The following is a 21,390-nucleotide window of genomic DNA, read 5'->3' as shown; positions in this document are numbered from 1 at the left end:
GCGGGCTCCTGGACCGCTGCCGTGTCTGACGGCGGTCGCCGTGGTCTTCGCAGCCGTTCAACTCACTTTTGTCGCACCGGGTTCAGGGCTCGCCTGGGACGAGACGGTCTATGTGAGCCAGGTCGGTGGCAACGCCCCTGCGGCCTTCTTCAGCGCCCCGCGCGCCCGCGGGATCTCCTACCTGGTCGCGCCTGCCGCAGCACTCACGACCTCCACCGCCGTGCTGCGGATCCACCTCGCCCTCCTGTCCGCCGCCGCGCTGGTCATCGCCCTGTGGATCTGGCGGAAGGTGCTGCCTACACCCGTCCTCGTGGGCGCGGGCGCACTGTTCGCCGGGTTGTGGCCGACCCTGTTCTACGGCCCGGCGGCGATGCCCAACCTCTGGTGTGCCCTGGGTGCCCTGGCCGCAGCCGGCTGGGTCGTGAGGGCCATGCGCGGTGCCGCGGGCACCGCCGAGGTGACCGGTGCGGGGGCGGCCGTGGCGCTGGTCGCCCTGATGCGGCCGGCCGACGGCTTCTGGCTCGCGCTGCCGCTGGCTCTCGCCGTCGTCCTCGTACCCGGCCGGCGACGGCCGGACCTGTGTGCCGCACTCCTCGGCGGGCTCGTCGCGGGCTGCGCTCCCTGGACCGCCGAGGCGTACGCCCGCTACGGCGGTCCCGGCACCCGGCTCCACCGGGCGGGCGAGATCCAGGGCGGGCTCGGGTGGAACTTCGCCGTCGACGACCACCTGCGATCCCTTGCCGGCCGGACCCTGTGCCGCCCCTGCGACATCGCCTGGGAGAACCCCGCCACCGCGGTGTGGTGGGTGGCGCTGCCCCTCCTCACCGCCGGTGGGATCGCGGCGGCCCGCCGGGCGGGCCGAGGCGCCGCGGCGATGCTGGCGACGGTGACCGGGGTCTCGACGGCGATTCCGTATCTGTTCCTGGTCGAATACGCCGCGCCCCGCTTCCTGCTCCCCGCCTACGCGATGCTGGCCGTACCCGTGGCCGAATACACGGCACACCTCTTCGCCCGTGCACGCAGCGCCCGCCGCCCGGCAGGTTCGGCCGCGCTGACGCTGGCCCTGGCGGCTCATCTCACCGTCCAGCTCTCCGTGCTCGGCCACGTGGTCCGCACCAGCCACGCCACCAGCGCGCGCTTCGCGGCGGCCGCCGGTGAGCTGCACCGGCTCGGGGTGCGCCCGCCGTGCGTGGTCAGCGGGGACGACGCCGTGCCGATCGCCTACTACGCCGGCTGCGCCTCACGTCAGACCGGCGGACACGACGCCAGTATCACTCCCGAAGCCCTCCGCGCCCTCGCGCGCCGCGTACCTACAGCGGTCCTGGCGGCCGAGGGAGGCCGACGGCCCCCGGTCACCGACGGCGCACGGGAGGAACACCGGCCGCCCGGAGACGGCCCCGGGCCGTACCGGACGTATCTGCTGCCGGGACCGGCCGCCTCCCGTGCCGTGCCCACCGGGCCATCCCGCTGAGGAGGGGGCGCCCCCGGCCCCGTCCCCCGGAGAGCCGGGATCACGGACGTCCCAGGTGGCCGGGCGGCCGCCGCCGTCACGCCATGCGGGCCGCGGCACACCACATGGGCAGGGTGCCGGACGGGCCGGGACGCCAGCGGGTCAGGGTGCCCGCACCCGGTTCCAGCGACCGAGAGGTCAGGCCGGGCTCGTGTGCGGTGACGGTACCTCTCTGCTCATGGAGGGGCCGGCCGGCCGTCCCGGCAGGTCGGCTGCGCGGGGGTGCGCCGGCCGGCACTTCGTGTGCCGTAGTCTGTACCGCTCTTGATCTGGAGGGTCTGCGTGCGTGCGATATCCACTGCCGTGACGGCGGTACTGGCCGGCCTGTTCCTGGGAACGGCCCTCACCGGCTGTACAAGCGGGGGCCAGGAGAAGGATCTCTCCGCCGGTGAGTTGCTCGACGAGGCGCACGAGACGATGAACGCGCTCGACACGGTCACCATCGCCTCGTCGACCACCGCAGCCGCCGGCGAGAGCTACTCCAGCCGGCTGTCCACCGATCTCGAGGGCCGGTGCACGAACAGGATCACCTGGGACGACGGTGGCAGGTTCGAGCAGATCCGGATCGACGGCACCGACTACGTGCGACCGAATCGTGTGTACCTCGAGAAGTGGTCGGGGCGTAAGGCGGCCGGAGCCGGATCCGGGGACCAGAGCCGTTGGATCAAGACCCCTGCCGGCAACGCGAAACCGGGGGGCGGGCTGGTCGACTGCACCTGGCCGTTCAGCGCCTTCGGGGAAGCAGCCAAGGGGGAACCGACCGAGGTCGGCGGACGCCCGGCCGTTCCCCTGAAGGTGACCGACACGGCCGACAAGGGCGGAGGGAAGGGCACTTACACCTTCTACGTCGCCACCGAAGGCAAGCCGTATCTCCTCGAGGTCGTGTACAAGGGCACCGACTTCCGCAGTACCACCTCGTTCAGCGCCTTCGACGAGCCGTTGGGCGTGCGGGCCCCGGCCGAGGACGCCGTGCTGGACGCCGGTTAGCCGCTCCGGTCGTCACGGCCGGGCCGTGCACCGGAAGCGCATCGTGTGCGCAGGGTACCGGCATGCCGCCGAGCCGCACAGCCCCCGGTCCGGCCGTTCGATCGAGTTCACCGAGCTGCGGATGTCCTCGGCCTGCGGGGGCGCCGGGGCCGGCCCGCCCGGCTGATGAGGGTCAGCCGGCCGAGGGGGTGCGGATGGCGGCGATGTCGAACTGCAGGCGGAGCCTCTCACTGACCATGGCGCCGCCCTCGGCCAGCCGGGCGTTGTAGGTCAGGCCCCAGTCGGAACGGTTGATGGTGGTGGTCCCGTCGAACCCGACGCGCTCGTAGCCGAACGGGTCGGTGACGTAACCGATGTACGTGAGGTCCAGGACGACGGGGTGGGTGATGCCCCGGATGGTGAGGTCGCCGGCCATGCGGTAGACGTCCTTGGCGGTGAGCTGCACGGTGGTGCTCACGAAGCTGATACGCGGGTATTTCGCCGCGTTCAGGAAGTCGCGGCCGACCAGGTGCGCGTCACGCTGCTCCACACCGGTGTCGACACTCGCGGTGGACAGCGAGATCTCGGCCCGGGAGCGGGCCGGGTCGCGCCCGTCGAAGTAGAGGCGGCTCTCGTACTCCAGGAACGCACCGCGCACCGTCGTCACCATGGCGTGCCGCACGGAGAAGCCGATCCTGCTGTGCGCGGGGTCGATCATCCACTCCCCGGTGAGAGCCGCCAGGCGAGGGTCGTGCAGATCTGCAGCACCCGCGGCCGCCGAGGCGGCAGTCGGCTCCTCGGTGCGGGGCTCCGGGCGACGGAGCAAGGAGCTGCGGCTGAAGAGGTTCATGAAACAGTTAGTTACGCTGAGGTGAGCGGTGCCCGCAAGAGCCGATCAGGGAACCCGAACATTCATGATCAGACCTTCACAAGGTGACGTGCCGGCGGAGCGGGGACGGTAGCCGAGCGTGGGTGCTCATGGCCGGTGCCGGCTCAGGGAACTCGCGCTGCGTATCGCTGAGGAGGCCGGTTCGTACCCCCGTGGTCGAGACGGGCGGGGCGTCGTGGTGCCGCTCTCCGTCTGTCCCTTTCGGGGAGGGTGCGTTCGCGGCAGTGGGCGCGCGGCAGTGCGATGACCGGCGGCTCGACGCTCTCGACGCCATGCGGCTGAAGACGGACGATCCGCGCAACTGGTCGAAGCCGGCCATGGTGCCGGGAGGACGCGATGACGGGGCCGGACCGGTAAGTCCGTTCCTCACCGTCACGCCAGGCGACTTCGATCGGGCTTTTCCCGTATCCAGGAGAGGTGCCGAGCAGGTCGTGGTCGCCCTTCGGAGTGAGTGGTTCCGAGTCGAGGACCTTCCTGATTTCGCTGGGCAGGAGGCGGGACCGACCTCTCACGCACGCGTGACACCGGGGGATCGGGGGGTGATGCGCTGTTCTTCACCAATGTTTCGCGGCGCGGGAGAAGCCTCATGCCGACGTGTTCCGCCACGGGGGTGCCTGCGGAGGCTTCACCGGGCACGTGGTCGACTGCGGTGTCATAGCGGTCTCGGCAAAGCGGAAGCCGGCCTTTTCCGGGGTTCCACAGCCCACTGAGGTCCTCGAAGCCGCGTCAGCCTCCGGCGGTGAGGTCCAGGACGCCGGTGTGGTCCAGGATCGCGGTGGTCAGCGGGGTGAGGACTTCCCGGGGGAGCGCGTGCCCCATGCCGGGGATCTCGACCGTGTACGCCCCGCGGATCACCTGGGCGAGATGCTGCGGGTGCGGGGGAGGGAAGACCGGTTCGGCCGGGGCCGAGATCACGAGGGTGGGTACGCCGGTCCTCGCCAGTTCACCGGTGCGCAGCATGCCGGAGGTGTCGGCGCGGCCGTGCGCGGTACTGGAGGCGTGGTGACCTGTGTGCTCGATGATCTTCCGCTCCAGCGCGCGGGCGTTCTCCGGGTCGAAGGGGAGCTGCTCGCCCGCCAGCGCCCGCCAGTGCTCGACGCGGGCGTCGAGCTCACCCTCCGGGCCGCGCTCCTCGGCCGGCCGGGCCCAGATCTCCAGCACATGGGGAGCGATGCCGGGGAGTTCCCCGGGCGGGACGCGCGTGCCGTCCGGCCGCACGTACGGAGTGGTGCTGAGCGCGGACGTCCCGATGAGGGTCGCGCTCAGCAGACGGTCCGGGTGGTCGGCGATGAGCAGTTGGGTGAGCATCCCGCCGAGGGACATGCCCACGATGTGCGCGCGGTCGGCACCCAGGCCGTCCAGGACCGTGACCGCGTCCTCGGCGAGGTCGGTGACGGCGTACGGCTGCTCGTCGAACGCCCAGGTGGACCGGCCGGTGTCGCGGTGGTCGTAACGGATCACCCGGTGGTGCGAGGCGAGCGCGTCCACCAGCTCGTCCGGCCAGCCCAGGCCGGAAGCCTGTGCGCCCATGACGAGCAGGAGGGGAGGGGCGTCGGCGGCGCCCCGCTCCTCCACCCACAGACGCACGCCGGGCGCCACGTCGATGAAGTGCTCCATGGTGCTCCTCCTGCGGGGGAATGGACAATGCGAACCGAGACGTATCGTCTCGTGTCTACTGTAGCGCAGGTTTCATCCCGAGGTGCGGCTCTTTCCGCCGCACCCTCTCCGGGGCGCCCGTGATCGGGGCCGGACGGCGCCGGCCGTGCGGTCCGGACGGCCGCGGGTCCGCCGCCCCCGGCCCTCGCGGAGAGCTCGCTCGGCCCGTCCCGTTGCGACACGTGCTACCTGGCCCCGGGTGCGGGGGTGCGGGGGTGCGGGGGTGCGTATCGCGGTGGCGGTCCCCGGGGCGTGCGTCCCGCCTCTTGCCCGGCGTGCGCACCCCGGCCTATTTTACTGAACGGTAAGTTTACTTCTCAGTAAGGAGATTGCCTTGGCGGCCTATCGAACGGTCATGGTCGGTACGGACGGCTCGAAATCGTCGTTCGCGGCGGTCGAGCAGGCGGCTCGACTCGCCGCCGCCTGCGGGGCCGAGCTCGTGATCGCCTGTGCGTATGCGCCCATGCGCGGACCCGAACTCGCTCTGGCGAAAGATCAGTTAAAGGCGGAGGCCTATCAAGTGGTGGGTTCGGCGCCCGCCGAGGAAACCCTGCGGATCGCCAGGGACCGGGCTCGTGCGCAGGGTGTGGTGAACGTGCGGTCGGTCGCGGTGCAGGACGAGCCGGTGGACGCACTCGTACGGGTCGCCCGGGAATGCTCGGCCGATCTCCTGGTCGTCGGGAACCGGGGGCTGCGCTCGCTCGCCGGACGCATCCTCGGCTCCGTACCCGCGGACGTCGCCAGAAAAGCAGGCCTCGACGTGCTGATCGTGCACACCACATGAGTGCGGCAGGGCCGGCGGAGGGACCGGCCGCCCCGTCCGGTGTCGACGAACTGCGGCGGACCGTCGAGGAGGTGCTGCTCGGCGGCGGCCGCACCTGGACGAGGCGGGACATCGTCGAGCGGGCCGGGGTGGGGCCCGAGCGCACTGTGCAGATCTGGCGGGCGCTCGGGTTCCCGGTGGTCGACGACGACGCACGGGTGTTCACCGACGCCGACGTCGAGGCGCTGCGTGCGGGGGAGCGGCTCATCGAAGCCGGGCTCATCACCGCGGAGAGCGAGGCGATGATGGCGCGCGCCCTGGGGCATCATCTCTCCCGCCTCGCCGAATGGCAGGTGCACACCCTTTGGACCTGGATGAACCGCGACTCGGGCGCCCTGCTGGACGGTGGGGAGGTGATGGGGCACGCCGCGACGCTGCTGCCGGAGATGGAGCTGGTGCAGCGGCACGTGTGGCGCCGGCATCTCGCGGCGTACACCGAACGGGCGCTCGCCGAGGCGGAGGAGAAGGCGCTCGGGCCGGCGCGGGGGCCACGCCCGGGGCCGGGGAAGGGCGAGCTGGAAGGTGCGGCGGCGGGTGGGCCGGTGCCACCCGGCGGGGGTGCGGATGTCCGCGACCTGGCGGTGGGGTTCACCGACATGGTCGGTTACACGCGGATGACCCGTGGACTGGGCAACGCCGAACTCGTCGGCGTGCTCGACCGGTTCGAGAGCCTGACCGGCGACGTGGTCGCCGACGGCCGGGGCCGGGTGGTGAAGACCATCGGCGACGAGGTGCTCTTCGTGTGCGAGTCGGCGTCCGCGGCCGCCGGCATCGCCCTGGAACTCGCCGCCCGCGCCGAGGCGGAACAGAAGCTGCCACAGGTGCGGACCGGGTTGGCCCACGGGGCCGTCCTCAACCGCTTCGGCGACGTCTACGGGGCGGTGGTGAACATCGCGGCCCGGCTCACCGCGGTGGCCCGCCCCGGCACCGTGCTGGCCGACACGGCGTTCGCCGGCGAACTGGCGGGTACAGCGGCATACGAACTCAAGGCGCTCCGCCCGGTGTCGGTGCGCGGATACAGCAGGCTGCGTCCGGTGCTGCTGCGGCCGGCCGGACCCGGCAGGGGCGCGCGGAGCGGTAAACGGGCCGGCTGACGCGGATCGCCTGGGGTGTCGTGCTCCGTATGCGGCGACAAGGGCTCGGCTACGCCGGGTGCAGCTGCAGCACCGCCCACACCGTCTTGCCCGGGCCGTCCGTGCACGGGTACCAGCCCCAGCGGTCGGCGAGGGCGGCGACCAGGAGCAGGCCGCGGCCTGTGTCCTGGTCGGCCGGTGGTGTTCCGGCCGGGGCGGGGAGGCGTTCCCCCCGGGTGTCTGTGACCTCCACGCGGATCGCCGGGCCCTCGGCGGAGAGGCGGAGGCGGAAGTCCCGGCCGGGCACGCGGCCGTGGTGTACGGCGTTGGCGCACAGCTCCGCGACGATCAGCGTCAGCTCGGCGTGCGCCTCGCTCCCGTACGGGACGCCCCATGTGCCGAGCCGCTCACCGGCCGGACGCCGGGCGAGGCGGACGCCGCGCGGCGTCGAGCTGAACCGCATCGTGAAGTGGTGCCAGGGGAAACGGGGGTGAGCACTGCGTGCGGGACGCACGGGAAGAGGTGGCAGGGGTGGCTGCTTGCTGGTCATGCCTCAACGCTGACGCATCGTGGCTGAACGTGACCAGGGGTGACGCGCTGTCGCGAGGTGTGTGTACGTGGCGCGCGCCGGTCTGTACGCGGGAGGGGCAGCGGGCGGCGGCCCGTCCGGGGCGGGGACGACGGGAGCCGGTGGCGGACCGCCACTGCCGCCCGGGCCCCCGCCCTCGGTCCTCAGCTTTTCGGCTGAGTGAAGCGGAGGTGGTTGCCGAAGGGGTCGCGAAGACCGCAGTCGATCCCGTACGGGCGCTCCGTCGGCTCGTCGGTGAACTCCACGCCCCGGGCCAGGAGCGTCTCGTACGTCTTGCGGCAGTCATCCGTGGTGAGGATGAGCGCGGCGCCCAGCGCGCCCTTGGCCAGCAGTTCACGGACCTGCTCGGCCGTCTCCTCGGACATCGCCGGAGGGCCGGGCTTCTCCAGCAGGACCTGGCGGTCCGGGTGGCCGGGGACACTGACGGTGAGCCAGCGCATGAAGCCCATGTCGACGTCGGCGCTGACCTCCAGGCCCAGTTTGCCGACGTAGAAGTCGAGGGCTTCGTCCTGGTCGAGGACGTAGATCTGTGAGTGTGTGATGGCGTTGAACATGTGCACCACGCTAGTCGGCGGGATCGGCGGATACTTATCCAAAACTGCTCGGCCGGCGGCGGGTGCCGACAGGCAGCAGAGGGCGCTCAGGCACGCGGCCGCGTCCACGCCTTCGTGAAGCACGTGGGTACGTCCAGGGCCGACGTCTCCTTGCGGTACGTCCTCGGCGACCGGCCGACGATGTCGCGGAAGGTCCGGCTGAAGGTACCGGTGCTGCCGAAGCCGACCTCGTAACAGATGTCCGTGACACTGCGGCCGGTCTCCCGCAGCAGGAACATCGCCCGCTCGACACGGCGGCGCTGCAGGTAGCGGTGCGGAGTCTCGCCGAACGTGGCCCGGAAGGTACGGGCGAAGTGCGCCGGGGAGACGTGGGCGATCCGGGCCAGCGCCGGCACGTCCAGCGGCTGCGCGTACGCACGGTCCATCGCGTCCCGTGCCCGGAGCATGCGGCGGTTGGTCTCTTCGACGGTGCGGCTCACGGCACCATCCCACCACAGGGCGACGCGGTGGCGGACGGCTCTGTCGTACCCCCTCAGTACGCTCGGGACATGAGCGTCTCTCTCTCCTACTGCGCGAGCCGGGCCACGCCGCTGACGGATGCCGAGACAGCAGCTGTCGAGCGTGTCGTCGCCGCCCGCATGGCGTCCTTCCCGTACGAGGGCCAGGAAAGCCTGTACCTGTACGACAGTGATGACAGCCGACCGGACGAGGTCGTTGCCGGTTCCACCAAGATGCCGCTCGATCCCGGGCGGGTGCTGCCGGTACTCGACCACGTGCTGGCCTCGGTCACCGAGTTGCGTCGTGCGCTGTCAGGAGCTGAGTGGCGCGTGCACATGGACGGCCTCGACGTCCCGTGGGACGGGACCGATGGGTACGCCTTCCCCGGCATGCGCGATCCGGACCTCGCAGCCGAGCTGGGCAGCCTCTGAGGCCTGTCCGTATGGGGCGTGTGTTGGCCTGGTGCGGTTCGTTTGCCGTAGCCGGGGCGGGCCTTCGTGTACGGGCGTGAGGACGCGGGTGCGCGAAGGACGGCCCTTAGGGTGCTATCCCGGAGCTCGCGTCCCGGGCTTCGGATCCCGGAGCTCAAGTGCCGGGTCCAGCCCGCGGGAACGTCTCCCCAACGAGTGGACGCCCCCACCCCGACACTCGAAGCTCGGCACTCGAGTCCTGAGCGCCGGGTCTTCCCGTGCTCGCGAGGCACCTCACTCGGAATGACAGACCGCACGGATGATCGATCGGGCCTTCTTCGCGCTCGCCCGGTCGGTCGTACGCGCGCCGTTACGTGCACCGCATCACCAGCTCGGAGAACACCACGTCGCGGGCATTTCACACCGGGCTCGGCTTCACGGCCTCCGTTGTGAAGCCGGACTACGACGCCTCCGGACTCGACCGGGTGACGTTCACCATCGGCCTTTCCGCTGTCCCGGCGGCCACCCCCTGGAGCAGCGACGTCCCAGTTCGTTGCCGCCCCCCGCTGACCGGCTGCGAGCGGGAAGGGCCGGTGTCTCCGGACGCATCGCCTGGCTGGCGCGTCGGCTCAGTACCACTCCTCCACCGTCCGCTCGTCGGTGCTGACGAGGTAGTCGTCCGGATCCAGATTTATCGCCTTGCGGGCGGGTGAGTCCCAGTACATCGCGTTGCGCTCCGCGAACGTCTCCGGGCCTTCGTAGGAGATCAGCCAGACGAACTGATTGTGCTCCCGGTCGACCCAGGCACCGCCGACTGTGAACCCCGACTCCAGCCGCAGCGGCAGGATGTCGGCCTTCCACCGCTGCATCCACTCGTCCAGCAGGCCGTCACGGACGGTGTAGGTGCGGAGCTGGGTGGTCTTGGCCATGAGGGGCGTCCTCTCGCGGGTCGACGATGTGCGCCACTGCAGAGGCTGTGTGTTCCACAGATGACGGGAATGGTTGGGCGTTCGGCTCGCTCGTACCCACTCTTTGGAGGGAACCACCTGTGAACGTTGTGCAGGCGTAAGAGCAGGTGATTACGGTGCCCGAGCGGGACGCGCCAAGGCGGGCGCTGCGGTCAGGGGGCCGCGGACGCGGGTGATGTGGCCCTGACGGCTGGGCCACGGAGAGCTGTCTGTTGTGTGACGGTTGGGCGCGACGGACGTGGGGCGTGTACGTGCGGGGACGGACGGGGCGGATGACGCAGGGCGAGATGGATGCGGGCGTGGGTGCGGGGGAGGGCGCGGAGCTCTCGCCGGGCGCCCAGCCGGAGGGCAAGTCGGAGAACGGCGTGGCGGTCGCGTTCGGGCGGCAGTTGAAGCTGCTGCGGGTGCGGGCGGGGCTGGACCGGGTGGAGTTCGGGAAGCGGGTGGGGTACGCGGCGCAGTCCGTCGCGTCGTTCGAGCAGGGGCGACGGATCCCGCAGCCGGAGTTCATCGACAAGGCGGACCGGGTGCTGGACGCCGGTGGGTTGCTGGTGGCGCTGAAGGAGGAGTTGGCGCGGTCGCAGTATCCGGCGTTCTTCCGGGACATGGCGCGCTTGGAGGCCGAGGCGGTTGAGCTGTGCGCGTTCGACAGCCACATCGTGAACGGGTTGTTGCAAACCGAGGAGTACATGCGAGCGGTGCTCGGAATGCGCCGGCCACTCCTCGGTGAGGAGACGATCGAGATGCGGGTAGCCGCCCGCCTTGCACGGCAGGAAATCCTCAGCCGTTGGCCCGCGCCACTGCTCAGCTTCGTGATGGAAGAAGGAGCCCTGCGGAAGCGGCTTGGTGGCAAGGCGGTCATGCGTGGGCAACTTGAGCAACTTCTTCTGTTCGGTGCCCTGCGCAATGTGGAGCTACAGCTGATGCCGCTGGATCGTGAGGACAATGCGGGAGTGGACGGCCCATACACCGTAATCACGCGCAAGGGTGGCGAGCAGTTCGTCTACATGGAGGTTCAGGGACGCAGCCACCTGCTGACGAAACGAGACGAGACCCAGCTTGCCGCAGCACGCTATGGAATCATCCGGAGTCAGGCTCTCACTCCGCGAGAGACCCTGGGATTTGTCGAGAAGTTGCTGGGAGAGCTATGAACACCGCAAGGACCCCTGAGTCGGCACTCCTCTGGTCGAAGAGCAGCTACAGCGGTGCTGAGGGCGGGCAATGCGTTGAGGTGGCTGAGTCACCTGGTGCGGTGCACGTACGTGACTCGAAGCAGCTCGACGGCCCGATGTTGACCGTCGGTACGAGGGCGTGGATGGGCTTCCTGGGGCTGGCCGTAAACTGAGTTACTTACGTGAGGGCTACTCGTCCACGTTCTCCTCGCGGCGGGTCGCCCGCCAAGCGGCCCGGCGTGCGCTGCGGCCCAGGGTGGACCCGATGTTTTTGTGGGAGTCGAAGTACAGGCGCCCTATGCCGGCGGTCGCCTCGATGTTGTCGGCGAAGGACCGGTCGAAGACCTTGCCGAGCACCTGGCTTCCATGCGCCTCTTCGGGACGGTGGAAGCCAGGTGGGTGGACTGGAACCCAATAACCCGGTCGGTGACGGAACACCGCAGGAACCGCACCCGTAGCGGGCAGTTACAGGCGCCATTCCCGGGCGAGCAGGCCCAGTAGTTCCGCCTGTCGCTTCTCCAGATGTTCCGGGGTCCAGGTATCCTGCCCCAGCACCTGCGTGGTGAGGGGGAAGGTGACGACGCCCCGCTTCAGGTAGCGCTCCTTCTTGACGGTGAAGTCGAGGTTCTGTACCTGTGAGTTCTTCGCACGACTGAGTAGCACCAGGTTGGCCAGTCGGTGTGTCCACAACGCGCGTTCGTTCGCGGTGAAGTCCGCGTGCCATTGCGATTCCGGACCGGGGTTCTGGGGGAGCACGTGCTCGACCGTGATGCGTGGGGCATCGTAGGTGGCCACGATGTCGTCCTCGGCGACCAGCTCGTCGAGCCGTAGCAGGATGTACCGGCGTGTCCTCAACTCGTGATAGACCTCGCCGTCGAGTCGACGCAGTGTCTCGTCCCGCTCGGTCTCCGTCAGCTGGAGGGCCGGTGCTTCGAGGCCCTTGCCGGCGTTCAACTCCTTCAGGAGTTCGGCGAATCGGAAAACGCGCGGAGTGGTGTAGACGCGTCGGACGAACATGCTCGCAGCGAGGCGCTCCAGCAGCCGGAGGAACGCCCCCAGCCACAACGGATCGTCTCCGTGGGACCGGAGTGCCCAGAGCGCGGCGGGCCACCAGTCGTTGTTGTCCAGCTGCAGCAGTCTGCGGAACCACAGGTTGACCTGGTCCGACCCGTCTCCGGCCGCGTACGCCCTGTCCCGGATCACTGCGGACGCCTCGGCGTAGGGGACCAGCACCTGGTCCACGAACTCCTTGGCCCGTCCGCCCTTGTAGTGGACCAGGACCTGGCTCTGGAACTCCTTGAGCAGTTCCTGCCGTGCCCGCTCGCCGGAGAAGATCATGCGGATGTGGAGGAAGAGGTCGGAGAAGTCCTCACGGCCGAGGCTCTCCTCGGCGTCCTCCCACCGCCTGGCGTAAGTCTCCGAGACCTCCTCGTCGATCTCCCCGATGATCTGGGCCTTGAAGATGTCGGCAGGTGACAGGTCCAGACCCCGGGAGTTCATGACGCTGAAGATCCGGTGGGCACTGTCCAGATCAGGGGTACTGACCGCGACGAGGAAGGTCTGGACTCCCATCAGCTTGCACAACGAGAGACGCTGCTCGTCGCTCCAGGAGGCCAGGGTGGTGTGCAGGGCCTGTGTATTCGCCTGAACAGCCCTCTGCGCGTCCGTCCTGAGGTTGTGCGGGTTCAGCTCCAGGAGCGTCTTGATGGAACCGGCGGTCTGGATGTGCTGGTGGAAGAAGTCGGCGTCCCGAGGTCGCAGAGTGAGCCGGGGCTTGGCCTTCAGTCCCAGAACCGTGTTGCCGGGCTCGGAGATCATGGCGACCAGATTGGTCACCACGTCGGCCTGCTGGGCCAGATCACGCAGAACGGCCAGCAAGATGGTCAAGGTGGTCAGACGCTGCTGGCCGTCGATGACGTCGGCCTCGGCGGTGCGACTGTCCTTGACGAGCACCAGTGAGCCGAGGAAATAGGGCTCCCCGTCGCCTCTCAGGAGAGCTTCCTCGAGGTCCGCGAGGAGCTGCTGAGCCTGTTCGGGCTGCCATGCGTAGGGACGCTGGTAATCCGGGATCCTGAAGTCGTAGTCACTGCAGAAGACTTTGTGCAGCGGCACTTCGCGCGCTTCGAGCTGAGCCATGATCTTCATCATTCCGCACCGTCGGCATGCTCCGCAGCGAAGTGGAAGAAGACGAGGGACCCACAGGCCGACCGTGTGCCGTCCACGCCGAGCGGGGCCGGCACGCAGACGGCGCACCGCCCAGCACATCGGGCAGCCGGCAGTCGGCCGGACAGGGCGGAGGTCAGGCCAGTGGGGTGAGCTTCTTCGCCGTACTGCAGTGCTTGGTCCGCCCGTGCCGCCACAGTTGTACCGCCGTCAGCGTGAGCAGCGCGGCGAACACCACGAGGAAGACACCCGCGATCATGGTCTGCCTGCCTCCCGCAGCCGAATCGTCGTAGGAGAGCAGGACGAAGGCGGACAGCAGCATCCCCGCCACATACACCGAGCGGACGCGCCTCAGCTGCCGCACCGCACGAGGAGCAAGAGCAACACGCTTCACGAGAGCCATGCTCAACCCAGTACCCCGTGTTCGGGTGTTGAGACATCGAATTCGCGGACAACCGCATGGTGGTCCACGTCCCGTGCGGATGGCCCGTGCACCTCCCTGCGGGCAGGCCCGTGGCGCGTGACGAACTCCGTTTTCCGGGCACCAGACGTCCGACCCGTCACTCGACCACCGTGAGGAGCCGGCCGTGGCCCTGGTGCAGCTCGACCTTCCCGATCCGATGGCGTTGCGAGGGCGTTGGGCCGCCCTCGCCGCCGTGCAGGCCGCCTCCGGGCACGGCGAGCGGTGCCAGGCGCTCTGGCCGCTCTGGCATTACGACGACGGGCACGGCAGCTGGGCCGACCTGCACCATCTCGACGAGGGGCGCGCGGTGCTGCTCGGGCAGGACCGGAACGACTCCGAGACGTTCTACGCCGAGGCGTCCGACTTCTTCGAGGAGAAGGAGACCGACCTGCTGGCCGGTGCGCCCGAGTGGTGGGAGCCGCCCGTCCGCCGGGTCCGGGACGCGGAGCTCTTCCTCGGCTTCGTGTACGGCTTCGACGGCAGCACGTGGCATCGCGCCGAGTACGACCTCGACGACGGGTTCACGAGCGTGGGGCTGCCCCCGCTCAGCACCGACCGGACCCGGGAGGCCATCCTCACCACCGTCCGTCACGTGCAGGACCCGGCCGTGGGCGAGCCGTCCCGCGAGTCGGCCGACGCGCTGATCGCCGCAGACGCCGAGGTCGATGCCGCACTGCTGACCGCCCTCATCCCCTCCGCCGCCTGGGACACGGAGGCCGGGGCGGCGGCGGCCCGCGCGTTCCACGCGGGATGACCGGGCAGAGGTGAACAGCCGACAGGTCACCTCTCGGCTCCACCCTGATGCGCTGCTCGGCGGCCCGCTGCCCTCCGTCCCGCAGTTCGTACCGCATCAAGTATCTTGATCATTGAAATACATTGAGCGGTACGAGGGGAGCTTCGAGTGATCTCGGTGGTGTTCGCCGTGCTGGCGGCCTCGCAGTTGTGCCTGGCGGTGGCCGCGGGGCGGCACTGGCGTGCGACACCGGGTCTGCCGACCGCCGTGCCGGCCCTCGTGTGCTCCGCGCTGGTCTGGGACAACGGCGTGATCGCTGTGGGGAGTCTGACGGGACCCGGGCCCCTGCTGGAGGCGATGAGCATCCCCCGCTTCGTGGCGCACGCCCTGCTGACGCCCCTGCTGGTGCTCTGGTCGCTGTCGGTGGCGGAGCACGCGGGGCTGCGCCGGGCGCGGCGGAAGTGGGTGCGTGGGGCTGCCGTCGGCCTGACGGTACTCCTGGTCGCCGCGGGCGTGCTCCACGACGTCCTCGGCCTGTCACTGCGTGCGGAGCGATGGGCGGACACCCTGCGCTACGTGAACGACGCGGCGTCACCGGTGGGTCCCCTGCCGGCGATCATCACCGGACTGGTGGTCCTCTCCACCGGGATCGTGCTGTGGCGGTGCACCGGGTTCCCCTGGCTGGCGCTCACCTCAGCCGTGATGGTGGCGGTCTCCGGGGCGGCCGCACAGGTGCCCGTGCTCGGCAACGCCGGGGAAGTGGTCCTGAACGCCGGGCTGTTGCTGACCGTCCACAGGCTTCCGCCGGGGCGGGTACGAGGGTGCCGTGCGGAGACCGGACCGGCTGCCGCGCGCCCGTAGCCGGAGGGCTTCGGGCGCCGGGGGAGGGGCGCGGACCGCGCGGCGAGCCGATGCGCCCGGTATGGCGCGTCGGACGGCACGCATTCGATCGGCCGGCAGGTGGTCGGATGCGCCGGGCGCCCGCACAGGGTGGCCAGGCGCGGATGCGACGGACCGTCCGGCAGCGGGCCGCTCTGCGACCGGCGTATCCGCTCGCGCCGTTCGGCCGGGCTCCCGGGTCTCGAGGGCGAGCTCCCGGCGGTTCGCACGGTCGGCCGGCGCGGCCACCCTGCGGATGGTCCTGCGCCTGCGTCTTCCCTGCCCGCGCACAGTGCTCGGTCTGTGGCGGCGCCGGCCTGTGCCCGCAGGGCGTGAGCGAACGCCTCGCGGGCACAGGCCGGCGCGTCTCTCGGCTTCGGGCCCGGCCGGCCGGACCCGACTCCTCAGGTCACCAGGCCCGGAAGGTGGCGTCCGGCCGGTCCGCCGCGCTGACGCGCTCGGCGTACAGCAGTGCGTCCCGGTGCCGCAGGTAGGTGCCCGGCGTGCCGTAGGACTCGAACGATGCCAAGGACCGGTCCGAGAGTCCGGGCACCCGTCGCCACGTGGCGTCCGCGCGGAAGCCGGCGTCGTCGGTGCGCGTGTCGATCCACACTTCCCCGTCCCGCTGCCGCAGGAAGGTGCCGGGGAAGTTGACCGACTCCAGTGACACCGCCGACGGGTCCGCCAGGCCGGGGACCACCTTCCACTGCATGTCGGCGTACGGCGTGACGTCGGGATCCACCCGGCCGCGGCTCCATGCGTGCCGGATGAACCGGTTCGGGGCGCCGGCGGCCTCGAAACCGAACACGTTGGAGCGGACCGAGACGTTGTCGAAGCGCGCGAGCGGCTTGCCCGGTGCCGCTGCGCCGGTCTTCGGGGAGAGCCCGGTGGTGTGCAGGCCGTTGGAGCCGGATGCGAAGGCCGTGTCCGTCGTGCTGATCTTCGGCTTCGCCATGTCGTCGACGTAGACCTTGAGGGACGGCCCGATCGCCTCGACCTTCACCCGGTGGGTCTTGCCGGCCGCTCCCGCCAGCCGGGCCGTCGCCAGTGGCGTCCGCCCGTCACCCGTCGCCTTTCCGAGGACCAGGCCCTTCGCGGTGAGATCGGCGTAATAGCCGTGGAAGCCCTCGGCACCGGTTCCCGGCCGCGTGACACGGAAGGCGAGTCCGGACTCGCTGCGGCCGTGCCGCAGGGTCACGTCGGCCTCGTAGACCAGATCCGAGAAGTTGGTGTCCTGGAGCGAGAGACCGCCCGAGGAGGACGTGGCGGAGTACGCTCCGCGCTCGGGGACCCAGTCGGCGTCGCCGTACGTGCGCCAGCCGACCGAGTTGCCGTCGTCGAAGTTGTCCTTGACCTTCATGGTGACCGGCCGGATCGTGCCGTCCTCGTTGAAGTGGATCCGGTCGTAGGCCAGGGCCCGGTGGTTGCCGTCGGTCTCGCTCAACGGCCGCCGGTGGTAGACGATGTACCAGATGTCGGTGCCCGGCACGTTGACCACCGAGTTGTGCCCGGAGCCGCGGGCGACGGCCGGGTCCTGGGCCAGCACCTTGTCGATCTTCTTGAACGGCCCGGTCGGTGAGTCCGACATCGCGTACGACACCGAGTAGTCCGGTCCGGTCCAGCCGCCTTCGGACCACATCATGTAGTACGTGCCGCCGCGCTTGAACATGAAGGAGCCCTCGACGTAGTTCTCCGGGGTGATCTCCTTGTAGGTCGATCCGTCGGCGAAGGTGCCGAGGCTGGTCATGTCCGGATTGAGCTTGACGACGTTCGCGTGCCCCCACCCGCCGTAGTACATGTACGCCTGGCCGTCGTCGTCGATGAAGACGTCCTGGTCGATCGGCTGGGCGCCGTTGTGGAACCGGGAGACGAGCGGGCCGCCGATGGCGTCCTTGTACGGGCCCTCCGGGCGGTCGGCCACGGCGACGCCGATCCCGCCGTGCTCGGAGTCGCTCTGGATGTCGTTGGCGGCGAAGTAGAGGTAGTACTTGCCGTCGCGGAAGACCGGCGCGGGAGCCCAGAGCGCGTACTTGGCCCACGGCACGTCGGCGATGTCCAGCACCTTGGAGTGCTTGGTCCACGTCACCATGTCCGTCGAGGAGAACGCGTCCATGAAGGTCTGCTGGCTGTAACTGCGGGAGGTGGTCGGGAAGATCCAGTAACGGTCGCCGTAGATCGCGACGTCCGGATCGGCGTACCACCCGTCGACGAGCGGGTTGCCCGCCTCGGCCGTAGTCCCGGGCGATGCACCGGCCGTGCGGTCGCCGGTCGTCCGTGCGGGCGGGCGATCGGCGTCGGCGGACGGGGACGTGAACCCGGCCAGCAGGGCGGCGGCGGCCAGGACGAGGGAGAGTCTGCGGATTCTGCGCGCCATGGGACGTGAGGCCTTTCTCGTGTGCGACAACGTTGTCGGGCAAGGTGCCCGGCAACGCCATGGGCAGGGTCACAGGAGGAGCCGGTTGCCGCCCGGATGTTGCGAGGGCGGGCTTCCAGGCGTCGGAAGGAGGGCGTCGAGGCGACCGGCACCTGCGAGGCGGGTCGGCCGGCGGGGGTGGATGTCACGGGGAACGGCACTTTGTACTACGTTGGAAATTCCGACGACGTGGAGCATGACAACACGGGCGCGGCGCTCTGTCCACCCCCTCGTTCACGACGGCGCGGGCCCCCGCGGCGGGTGCGTCGGACGCCTCCGCCCGTCGAGGGCGCCCTGGCTGTCGTCCGGTCCGTGTTCCCGGCGGAGGGCCGGGCGCGGGCCGGAGCCGGCCGGGCGGAGCGTTCGCGCCCGACCGGTCAGCAGCGGCCCTCCTCGAGGGAGACGTGGAGAGACACCTCGACCCTCGACAGGGCGGATGCGGGCTCGTGCGGCGCCACGCTCAGGCAGTGCACCGTCTCGGCGTCCCCGGCGGTGACCTCGAAACGGTCGACCGCCGCGGGCGCGTCCCGGTCGTAACGGTGGCAGGCCTACGAGACGCTCACCCCGCCGAACGAGGGGCCCTCGTCGCTCTCCTCGACCGCGTCCCGGATCAGCTCCTTGTGACCACCTGTCCAGGAGCCGATCGTCTGCGCGCTGCGGTCCAGGGTCCGGACGGCGGAGTGAACGGTGTCGTGGAGTTCGCCCTCGCTCCACGAGCCGCTGTCGTGGAGGGAGTACACGACCCCACCGGCGAACAGCAGCGATCCGATGATGAGAGCGAGGCCGACCGGGTTGTTCGGGTGGTAGACGTACCGGGTCGTCCCCCGCCTGGAGCGTATGAAGACGGGCTCGTCATCACGATCCGGACTCACGGAGTGGGCATGCCGGTGTGCCGGCCCGGCAGGCGGGCTCGGCTCCGGCAGCCGATCCGGACCCCGGAGAGCACTCCCCATAGCTTCACTCAACCTCCCTATAGTGGTGCCGCGTTGATCGTATGGCCGCAACGCGCGAAGCCGTCTCCCAGGAGCCCGTACGATGACGAACCCCTCCTTATCCGGCGCGCCCGCCTCCGGCGGCTGCCCCGCCCACCGCGCCACCGCCCCCGTGCCGCTCGGCGGACCCGCCTTCCAGACCGATCCGCAGGCCCTGTACCGGACCATGCGCCACTCCTACGGCCCCGTCGTGCCCGTGGAGCTCCCCGGCGGCTTCCCGGCCTGGCTGGTCGTCGGATACCGCGAGCTCCGCCAGGTCACCGGCGACGGCGAGCTCTTCCCGAGGGACGTCGGACTGTGGAACCAGTGGGAGCACATACCCGAGGACTGGCCACTGCTCCCCATGGTCGGACGCCCGATGCCGTCCATCTACTTCACCGCGGGCGCCGAGCACCGGCGGCATTCCGAGCTGGTGGTGCCCGCACTGGAGGCCGCGGACCCCTTCGAGACCCGGGGGCACTGCGAGCAGCTGGCCGACCGGCTCGTCGACGGCATCTGCGCCCGGGGCGCCGCGGACCTCGTCGCCGAATTCGCCGAGCCCCTGCCCGTGCTCGTCCTCGCACGCCTCGTCGGCTTCCCCGACGCGGAGGGCGCGGACATCGCCCGGGTACTGAAGGACCTCGCTGACGGCGGGCCCGGCGCCCAGGGGGCGTACGGCCGGTTCGGTGAGCACATGCAGCGGCTGGTGGCGGCCAAGCGCGCAAGCCCCGGCGACGACATCACCTCCCGGATGCTCGCCGATCCCGAGCCCTTCACGGACGAGGAGTACGCTCTCGACCTCATGGCCGTCACCGCGGCCGGGCACCTCACCACCGCCGACTGGATCAGCAACTCCCTGCGGCTGATGCTCACGGAGGACCAGTTCGCCGACTCCCTCGCCGGCGGGCACCGCAGTGTCGGCGACGCGATGAACGAGGTCCTCTGGGAGGAGAGCCCGACCCAGATCCTCGCCGGCCGCTGGGCGGCCCGTGACACGCAGCTCGGCGGCCGGACGATCCGCGCCGGGGACATGCTCCTGCTCGGACTGGGCGCGGCCAACACCGACCCGCTGATACGCCAGGAGGCGATATCCGGCGGAGCGGGGCAGCACGCGGGCAACGGGGCGCACCTGGCTTTCAGCCACGGTGAGTACCGTTGCCCCTTCCCGGCGCAGGAGATCGCGGAGGTCATCGCCCGTACCGCGATCGAGGTCATCCTCGACCGGCTCCCCGACCTCGAACTCGCCGTCCCCGCCGAGGATCTCGTCAGGCGGCCGTCCGCCTTCCTGCGGGGGACGAACGCGCTTCCCGTCCGGTTCACCCCCGTACAGACGACAGGAGACCCGCTGTGAACTGCCCGCACGCGACCGTGGTCATCGACCCCATGGTCCAGGACCTCGACGGTGAGACCGAACAGCTACGGACTTCAGCCCCGCTCGCGCGCGTCGATCTCCTCGGGGTCCCCGCCTGGACCGTCACACGGCACGCCGAGGCCCGCCAGCTCCTCGTCGACGCCCGGCTGGTGAAAGACCTGGACGCCTGGGGACTCTGGCGGAGCGGGGAGGTCACCCACGCCTGGCCGCTGATCGGCATGATCGACGCCGGACGCTCCATGTTCACCGTGGACGGCGAGGAGCACCGCCGGCTGCGGACGAAGACCTCCCAGGCCCTCACCCCCCGCCGACTCGAGGCGATCCGCCCGGCCATCGAGGAATTCACCGAGGAGCTGTTGGACGCGCTCGCCGAGCAGGGCAAGGACGGGGCCGTCGACCTCAAGGCCGTGTTCGCCCAGCCGCTCCCGATGAAGGTGGTCGGGCTGCTGATGGGGGTGGACGAAGCCCTGCACCCCATGCTGACCCGGCAGTACAAGGCCTTCTTCTCGATGCTCACCCCGCAGGAGGAGCGACTGGCGCTGCTGGACGAACTCGACCTCTTCTACGCCGAGTTCGTGCGGGAGAAGGCCGCGCACCCCACCGACGACCTCACCAGTGCGCTGATCCTCGCGGAGGAGGGCGGGGAACCGCTCACGGAGGAGGAGGTGGTCGGCAACCTCAAGGCGATGGTGGCCGCAGGCCACGAGACCACGATCGGGCTCATCCTCAACGCCGTACGCGCACTGCTCGCCCATCCCGGCCAGCTGCGCAAGGTGCTGGGCGGGGAGGTCCCGTGGGAGACGGTGATCGAGGAGACCCTGCGCTGGGACACGCCCACCACACACCTGCTGATGCGGTTCGCCACCGAGGACATCCAGGTCGGTGACCAGGTGATAGCCGAGGGGGAGGGCGTGGTGATCTCCTACCGGGCCATCGGCCGCGACGTCACCCAGCACGGGGACGGCGCCGCCGCCTTCGACATCACCCGCCCGACGCCGATCCGGCACATGGCCTTCGGCCACGGCCCCCACATCTGCCCCGGTGCCGCGCTGTCCCGCGTCGAGGCCGGCATCGCGCTGCCGGCACTGTTCGGGCGCTTCCCCGATCTGAGACTCGCGATCGCCGACGAAGAGATCCGCAAGCTGCCGGTCATGACGCAGAACGACATGGAGGCGTTTCCCGTGCTCCTGCACGGCTGAGGCGCCATCGGGGAGTGTTGCGGGGGGCGGCGCGGACGGAAGGGCGCCGGTGCCGTCGGTGCGCTCGCGACCACGAACGACGTCCGCGG

22 protein-coding genes are annotated in these 21,390 nt (G+C 70.3%); 11 read left to right on the top strand and 11 right to left on the bottom strand.

The genetic code is table 11. The features are described from left to right. Nucleotides 1-40: 40 nt before the first annotated feature. Nucleotides 41-1,471, top strand: coding sequence for a hypothetical protein (locus ACF1FZ_RS13970; RefSeq protein ID WP_391773614.1), 1,431 nt, complete (start codon nucleotides 41-43; stop codon nucleotides 1,469-1,471). Between the two features lie 321 nt (nucleotides 1,472-1,792). Beyond that, complete coding sequence (locus tag ACF1FZ_RS13965) at nucleotides 1,793-2,497, top strand: hypothetical protein (RefSeq protein ID WP_391773613.1); 705 nt, start codon at nucleotides 1,793-1,795, stop codon at nucleotides 2,495-2,497. 172 nt (nucleotides 2,498-2,669) lie between these two features. Here the strand turns inward: ACF1FZ_RS13965 and ACF1FZ_RS13960 are convergent, their stop codons facing one another. Together ACF1FZ_RS13960 and ACF1FZ_RS13955 are read right to left on the bottom strand one after the other, a co-directional pair. Continuing rightward, nucleotides 2,670-3,326: a YceI family protein gene (locus ACF1FZ_RS13960; protein ID WP_391773612.1), complete on the bottom strand. Its 657-nt coding sequence runs from the start codon at nucleotides 3,324-3,326 to the stop codon at nucleotides 2,670-2,672. 765 nt (nucleotides 3,327-4,091) lie between these two features. Beyond that, a complete protein-coding gene (locus ACF1FZ_RS13955; protein WP_391773611.1) occupies nucleotides 4,092-4,982 on the bottom strand; it encodes an alpha/beta fold hydrolase in 891 nt (296 codons plus the stop codon). A gap of 373 nt (nucleotides 4,983-5,355) precedes the next feature. Here ACF1FZ_RS13955 and ACF1FZ_RS13950 point away from each other — a divergent pair, with 373 nt between their 5' ends. Continuing rightward, nucleotides 5,356-5,805, top strand: coding sequence for a universal stress protein (locus ACF1FZ_RS13950; RefSeq protein WP_391773610.1), 450 nt, complete (start codon nucleotides 5,356-5,358; stop codon nucleotides 5,803-5,805). After that, the gene (locus ACF1FZ_RS13945; RefSeq protein WP_391773609.1) at nucleotides 5,802-6,938 is read left to right on the top strand and encodes an adenylate cyclase regulatory domain-containing protein; all 1,137 of its coding nucleotides are present in this window, start codon (nucleotides 5,802-5,804) and stop codon (nucleotides 6,936-6,938) included. Before ACF1FZ_RS13950 ends, ACF1FZ_RS13945 begins: the two co-directional genes overlap by 4 nt. A 49-nt stretch (nucleotides 6,939-6,987) precedes the next feature. On the opposite strand, the gene ACF1FZ_RS13940 is transcribed toward ACF1FZ_RS13945, so the two are convergent. The 3 genes from ACF1FZ_RS13940 to ACF1FZ_RS13930 all read right to left on the bottom strand — a co-directional run bounded on the left by ACF1FZ_RS13940 (nucleotide 6,988) and on the right by ACF1FZ_RS13930 (nucleotide 8,539). Further along, on the bottom strand, nucleotides 6,988-7,467 hold the full coding sequence (locus ACF1FZ_RS13940; RefSeq protein ID WP_391773608.1) for an ATP-binding protein: 480 nt from the start codon (nucleotides 7,465-7,467) through the stop codon (nucleotides 6,988-6,990). 182 nt (nucleotides 7,468-7,649) lie between these two features. Next, nucleotides 7,650-8,060 (bottom strand): VOC family protein, encoded by a 411-nt coding sequence (locus ACF1FZ_RS13935; RefSeq protein WP_391773607.1) that lies wholly within the window; start codon nucleotides 8,058-8,060, stop codon nucleotides 7,650-7,652. An 86-nt stretch (nucleotides 8,061-8,146) separates the two neighbouring features. Continuing rightward, nucleotides 8,147-8,539 carry a helix-turn-helix domain-containing protein gene (locus ACF1FZ_RS13930; RefSeq protein WP_391773606.1) on the bottom strand — a complete coding sequence of 131 codons (393 nt, stop codon included), beginning with the start codon at nucleotides 8,537-8,539 and terminating at the stop codon, nucleotides 8,147-8,149. A gap of 69 nt (nucleotides 8,540-8,608) precedes the next feature. Here ACF1FZ_RS13930 and ACF1FZ_RS13925 point away from each other — a divergent pair, with 69 nt between their 5' ends. After that, nucleotides 8,609-8,989 (top strand): hypothetical protein, encoded by a 381-nt coding sequence (locus tag ACF1FZ_RS13925; RefSeq protein WP_391773605.1) that lies wholly within the window; start codon nucleotides 8,609-8,611, stop codon nucleotides 8,987-8,989. Nucleotides 8,990-9,597: 608 nt separating this feature from the next. On the opposite strand, the gene ACF1FZ_RS13920 is transcribed toward ACF1FZ_RS13925, so the two are convergent. Next, nucleotides 9,598-9,897, bottom strand: coding sequence for an NIPSNAP family protein (locus ACF1FZ_RS13920; protein WP_391773604.1), 300 nt, complete (start codon nucleotides 9,895-9,897; stop codon nucleotides 9,598-9,600). Between the two features lie 311 nt (nucleotides 9,898-10,208). Between ACF1FZ_RS13920 and ACF1FZ_RS13915 the strand changes: the two genes are divergently transcribed. Together ACF1FZ_RS13915 and ACF1FZ_RS13910 are read left to right on the top strand one after the other, a co-directional pair. Next, nucleotides 10,209-11,087: a helix-turn-helix domain-containing protein gene (locus tag ACF1FZ_RS13915; protein WP_391773603.1), complete on the top strand. Its 879-nt coding sequence runs from the start codon at nucleotides 10,209-10,211 to the stop codon at nucleotides 11,085-11,087. Beyond that, a complete protein-coding gene (locus tag ACF1FZ_RS13910) occupies nucleotides 11,084-11,281 on the top strand; it encodes a DUF397 domain-containing protein (RefSeq protein ID WP_391773602.1) in 198 nt (65 codons plus the stop codon). The genes ACF1FZ_RS13915 and ACF1FZ_RS13910 overlap by 4 nt, the downstream gene beginning before the upstream one ends. Nucleotides 11,282-11,297: 16 nt before the next feature. Here the strand turns inward: ACF1FZ_RS13910 and ACF1FZ_RS13905 are convergent, their stop codons facing one another. The 3 genes from ACF1FZ_RS13905 to ACF1FZ_RS13895 form a co-directional block, all read right to left on the bottom strand. Then, nucleotides 11,298-11,465, bottom strand: coding sequence for a hypothetical protein (locus ACF1FZ_RS13905; RefSeq protein WP_391773601.1), 168 nt, complete (start codon nucleotides 11,463-11,465; stop codon nucleotides 11,298-11,300). Between the two features lie 108 nt (nucleotides 11,466-11,573). Beyond that, nucleotides 11,574-13,244 carry a DUF262 domain-containing protein gene (locus ACF1FZ_RS13900; RefSeq protein ID WP_391773600.1) on the bottom strand — a complete coding sequence of 557 codons (1,671 nt, stop codon included), beginning with the start codon at nucleotides 13,242-13,244 and terminating at the stop codon, nucleotides 11,574-11,576. A gap of 163 nt (nucleotides 13,245-13,407) precedes the next feature. Continuing rightward, a complete protein-coding gene (locus tag ACF1FZ_RS13895) occupies nucleotides 13,408-13,674 on the bottom strand; it encodes a hypothetical protein (protein ID WP_391773599.1) in 267 nt (88 codons plus the stop codon). Between the two features lie 184 nt (nucleotides 13,675-13,858). On the opposite strand from ACF1FZ_RS13895, the gene ACF1FZ_RS13890 reads away from it, so the two are divergent. Together ACF1FZ_RS13890 and ACF1FZ_RS13885 are read left to right on the top strand one after the other, a co-directional pair. Continuing rightward, nucleotides 13,859-14,488: a proteophosphoglycan 5 gene (locus tag ACF1FZ_RS13890; RefSeq protein WP_391773598.1), complete on the top strand. Its 630-nt coding sequence runs from the start codon at nucleotides 13,859-13,861 to the stop codon at nucleotides 14,486-14,488. A 147-nt stretch (nucleotides 14,489-14,635) separates the two neighbouring features. After that, nucleotides 14,636-15,328, top strand: coding sequence for a hypothetical protein (locus ACF1FZ_RS13885; protein WP_391773597.1), 693 nt, complete (start codon nucleotides 14,636-14,638; stop codon nucleotides 15,326-15,328). 427 nt (nucleotides 15,329-15,755) lie between these two features. Here the strand turns inward: ACF1FZ_RS13885 and ACF1FZ_RS13880 are convergent, their stop codons facing one another. Beyond that, on the bottom strand, nucleotides 15,756-17,720 hold the full coding sequence (locus ACF1FZ_RS13880; RefSeq protein WP_391773596.1) for a family 43 glycosylhydrolase: 1,965 nt from the start codon (nucleotides 17,718-17,720) through the stop codon (nucleotides 15,756-15,758). Between the two features lie 587 nt (nucleotides 17,721-18,307). Beyond that, nucleotides 18,308-18,631, bottom strand: a complete 324-nt coding sequence (locus ACF1FZ_RS13875; RefSeq protein WP_391773595.1) for a hypothetical protein — start codon at nucleotides 18,629-18,631, stop codon at nucleotides 18,308-18,310. Between the two features lie 163 nt (nucleotides 18,632-18,794). Here ACF1FZ_RS13875 and ACF1FZ_RS13870 point away from each other — a divergent pair, with 163 nt between their 5' ends. Then, a complete protein-coding gene (locus tag ACF1FZ_RS13870; protein WP_391773594.1) occupies nucleotides 18,795-20,081 on the top strand; it encodes a cytochrome P450 in 1,287 nt (428 codons plus the stop codon). Continuing rightward, nucleotides 20,078-21,301, top strand: a complete 1,224-nt coding sequence (locus tag ACF1FZ_RS13865) for a cytochrome P450 (protein WP_391773593.1) — start codon at nucleotides 20,078-20,080, stop codon at nucleotides 21,299-21,301. The genes ACF1FZ_RS13870 and ACF1FZ_RS13865 overlap by 4 nt, the downstream gene beginning before the upstream one ends. Nucleotides 21,302-21,390 lie beyond the last annotated feature (89 nt).

Origin of the sequence: Streptomyces sp. NPDC014623, from assembly GCF_043088245.1 — a bacterium.
GTDB lineage: Bacteria > Actinomycetota > Actinomycetes > Streptomycetales > Streptomycetaceae > Streptomyces.
The sequence above is the reverse complement of the archived record's forward strand: the minus strand, read 5'-3'. Positions and strand labels throughout refer to the sequence as shown.

What these genes read in the sequence shown, in the direction of transcription:
- ACF1FZ_RS13935 (WP_391773607.1), bottom strand. Translation starts at nt 8,060, where the DNA reads ATGTTCAACGCCATCACACACTCACAGATCTACGTCCTCGACCAGGAC.
- ACF1FZ_RS13955 (WP_391773611.1), bottom strand. Translation starts at nt 4,982, where the DNA reads ATGGAGCACTTCATCGACGTGGCGCCCGGCGTGCGTCTGTGGGTGGAG.
- ACF1FZ_RS13870 (WP_391773594.1), top strand. Translation starts at nt 18,795, where the DNA reads ATGACGAACCCCTCCTTATCCGGCGCGCCCGCCTCCGGCGGCTGCCCC.
- ACF1FZ_RS13920 (WP_391773604.1), bottom strand. Translation starts at nt 9,897, where the DNA reads ATGGCCAAGACCACCCAGCTCCGCACCTACACCGTCCGTGACGGCCTG.
- ACF1FZ_RS13945 (WP_391773609.1), top strand. Translation starts at nt 5,802, where the DNA reads ATGAGTGCGGCAGGGCCGGCGGAGGGACCGGCCGCCCCGTCCGGTGTC.
- ACF1FZ_RS13910 (WP_391773602.1), top strand. Translation starts at nt 11,084, where the DNA reads ATGAACACCGCAAGGACCCCTGAGTCGGCACTCCTCTGGTCGAAGAGC.
- ACF1FZ_RS13880 (WP_391773596.1), bottom strand. Translation starts at nt 17,720, where the DNA reads ATGGCGCGCAGAATCCGCAGACTCTCCCTCGTCCTGGCCGCCGCCGCC.
- ACF1FZ_RS13900 (WP_391773600.1), bottom strand. Translation starts at nt 13,244, where the DNA reads ATGGCTCAGCTCGAAGCGCGCGAAGTGCCGCTGCACAAAGTCTTCTGC.
- ACF1FZ_RS13915 (WP_391773603.1), top strand. Translation starts at nt 10,209, where the DNA reads ATGACGCAGGGCGAGATGGATGCGGGCGTGGGTGCGGGGGAGGGCGCG.
- ACF1FZ_RS13940 (WP_391773608.1), bottom strand. Translation starts at nt 7,467, where the DNA reads ATGACCAGCAAGCAGCCACCCCTGCCACCTCTTCCCGTGCGTCCCGCA.
- ACF1FZ_RS13960 (WP_391773612.1), bottom strand. Translation starts at nt 3,326, where the DNA reads ATGAACCTCTTCAGCCGCAGCTCCTTGCTCCGTCGCCCGGAGCCCCGC.
- ACF1FZ_RS13925 (WP_391773605.1), top strand. Translation starts at nt 8,609, where the DNA reads ATGAGCGTCTCTCTCTCCTACTGCGCGAGCCGGGCCACGCCGCTGACG.
- ACF1FZ_RS13895 (WP_391773599.1), bottom strand. Translation starts at nt 13,674, where the DNA reads ATGGCTCTCGTGAAGCGTGTTGCTCTTGCTCCTCGTGCGGTGCGGCAG.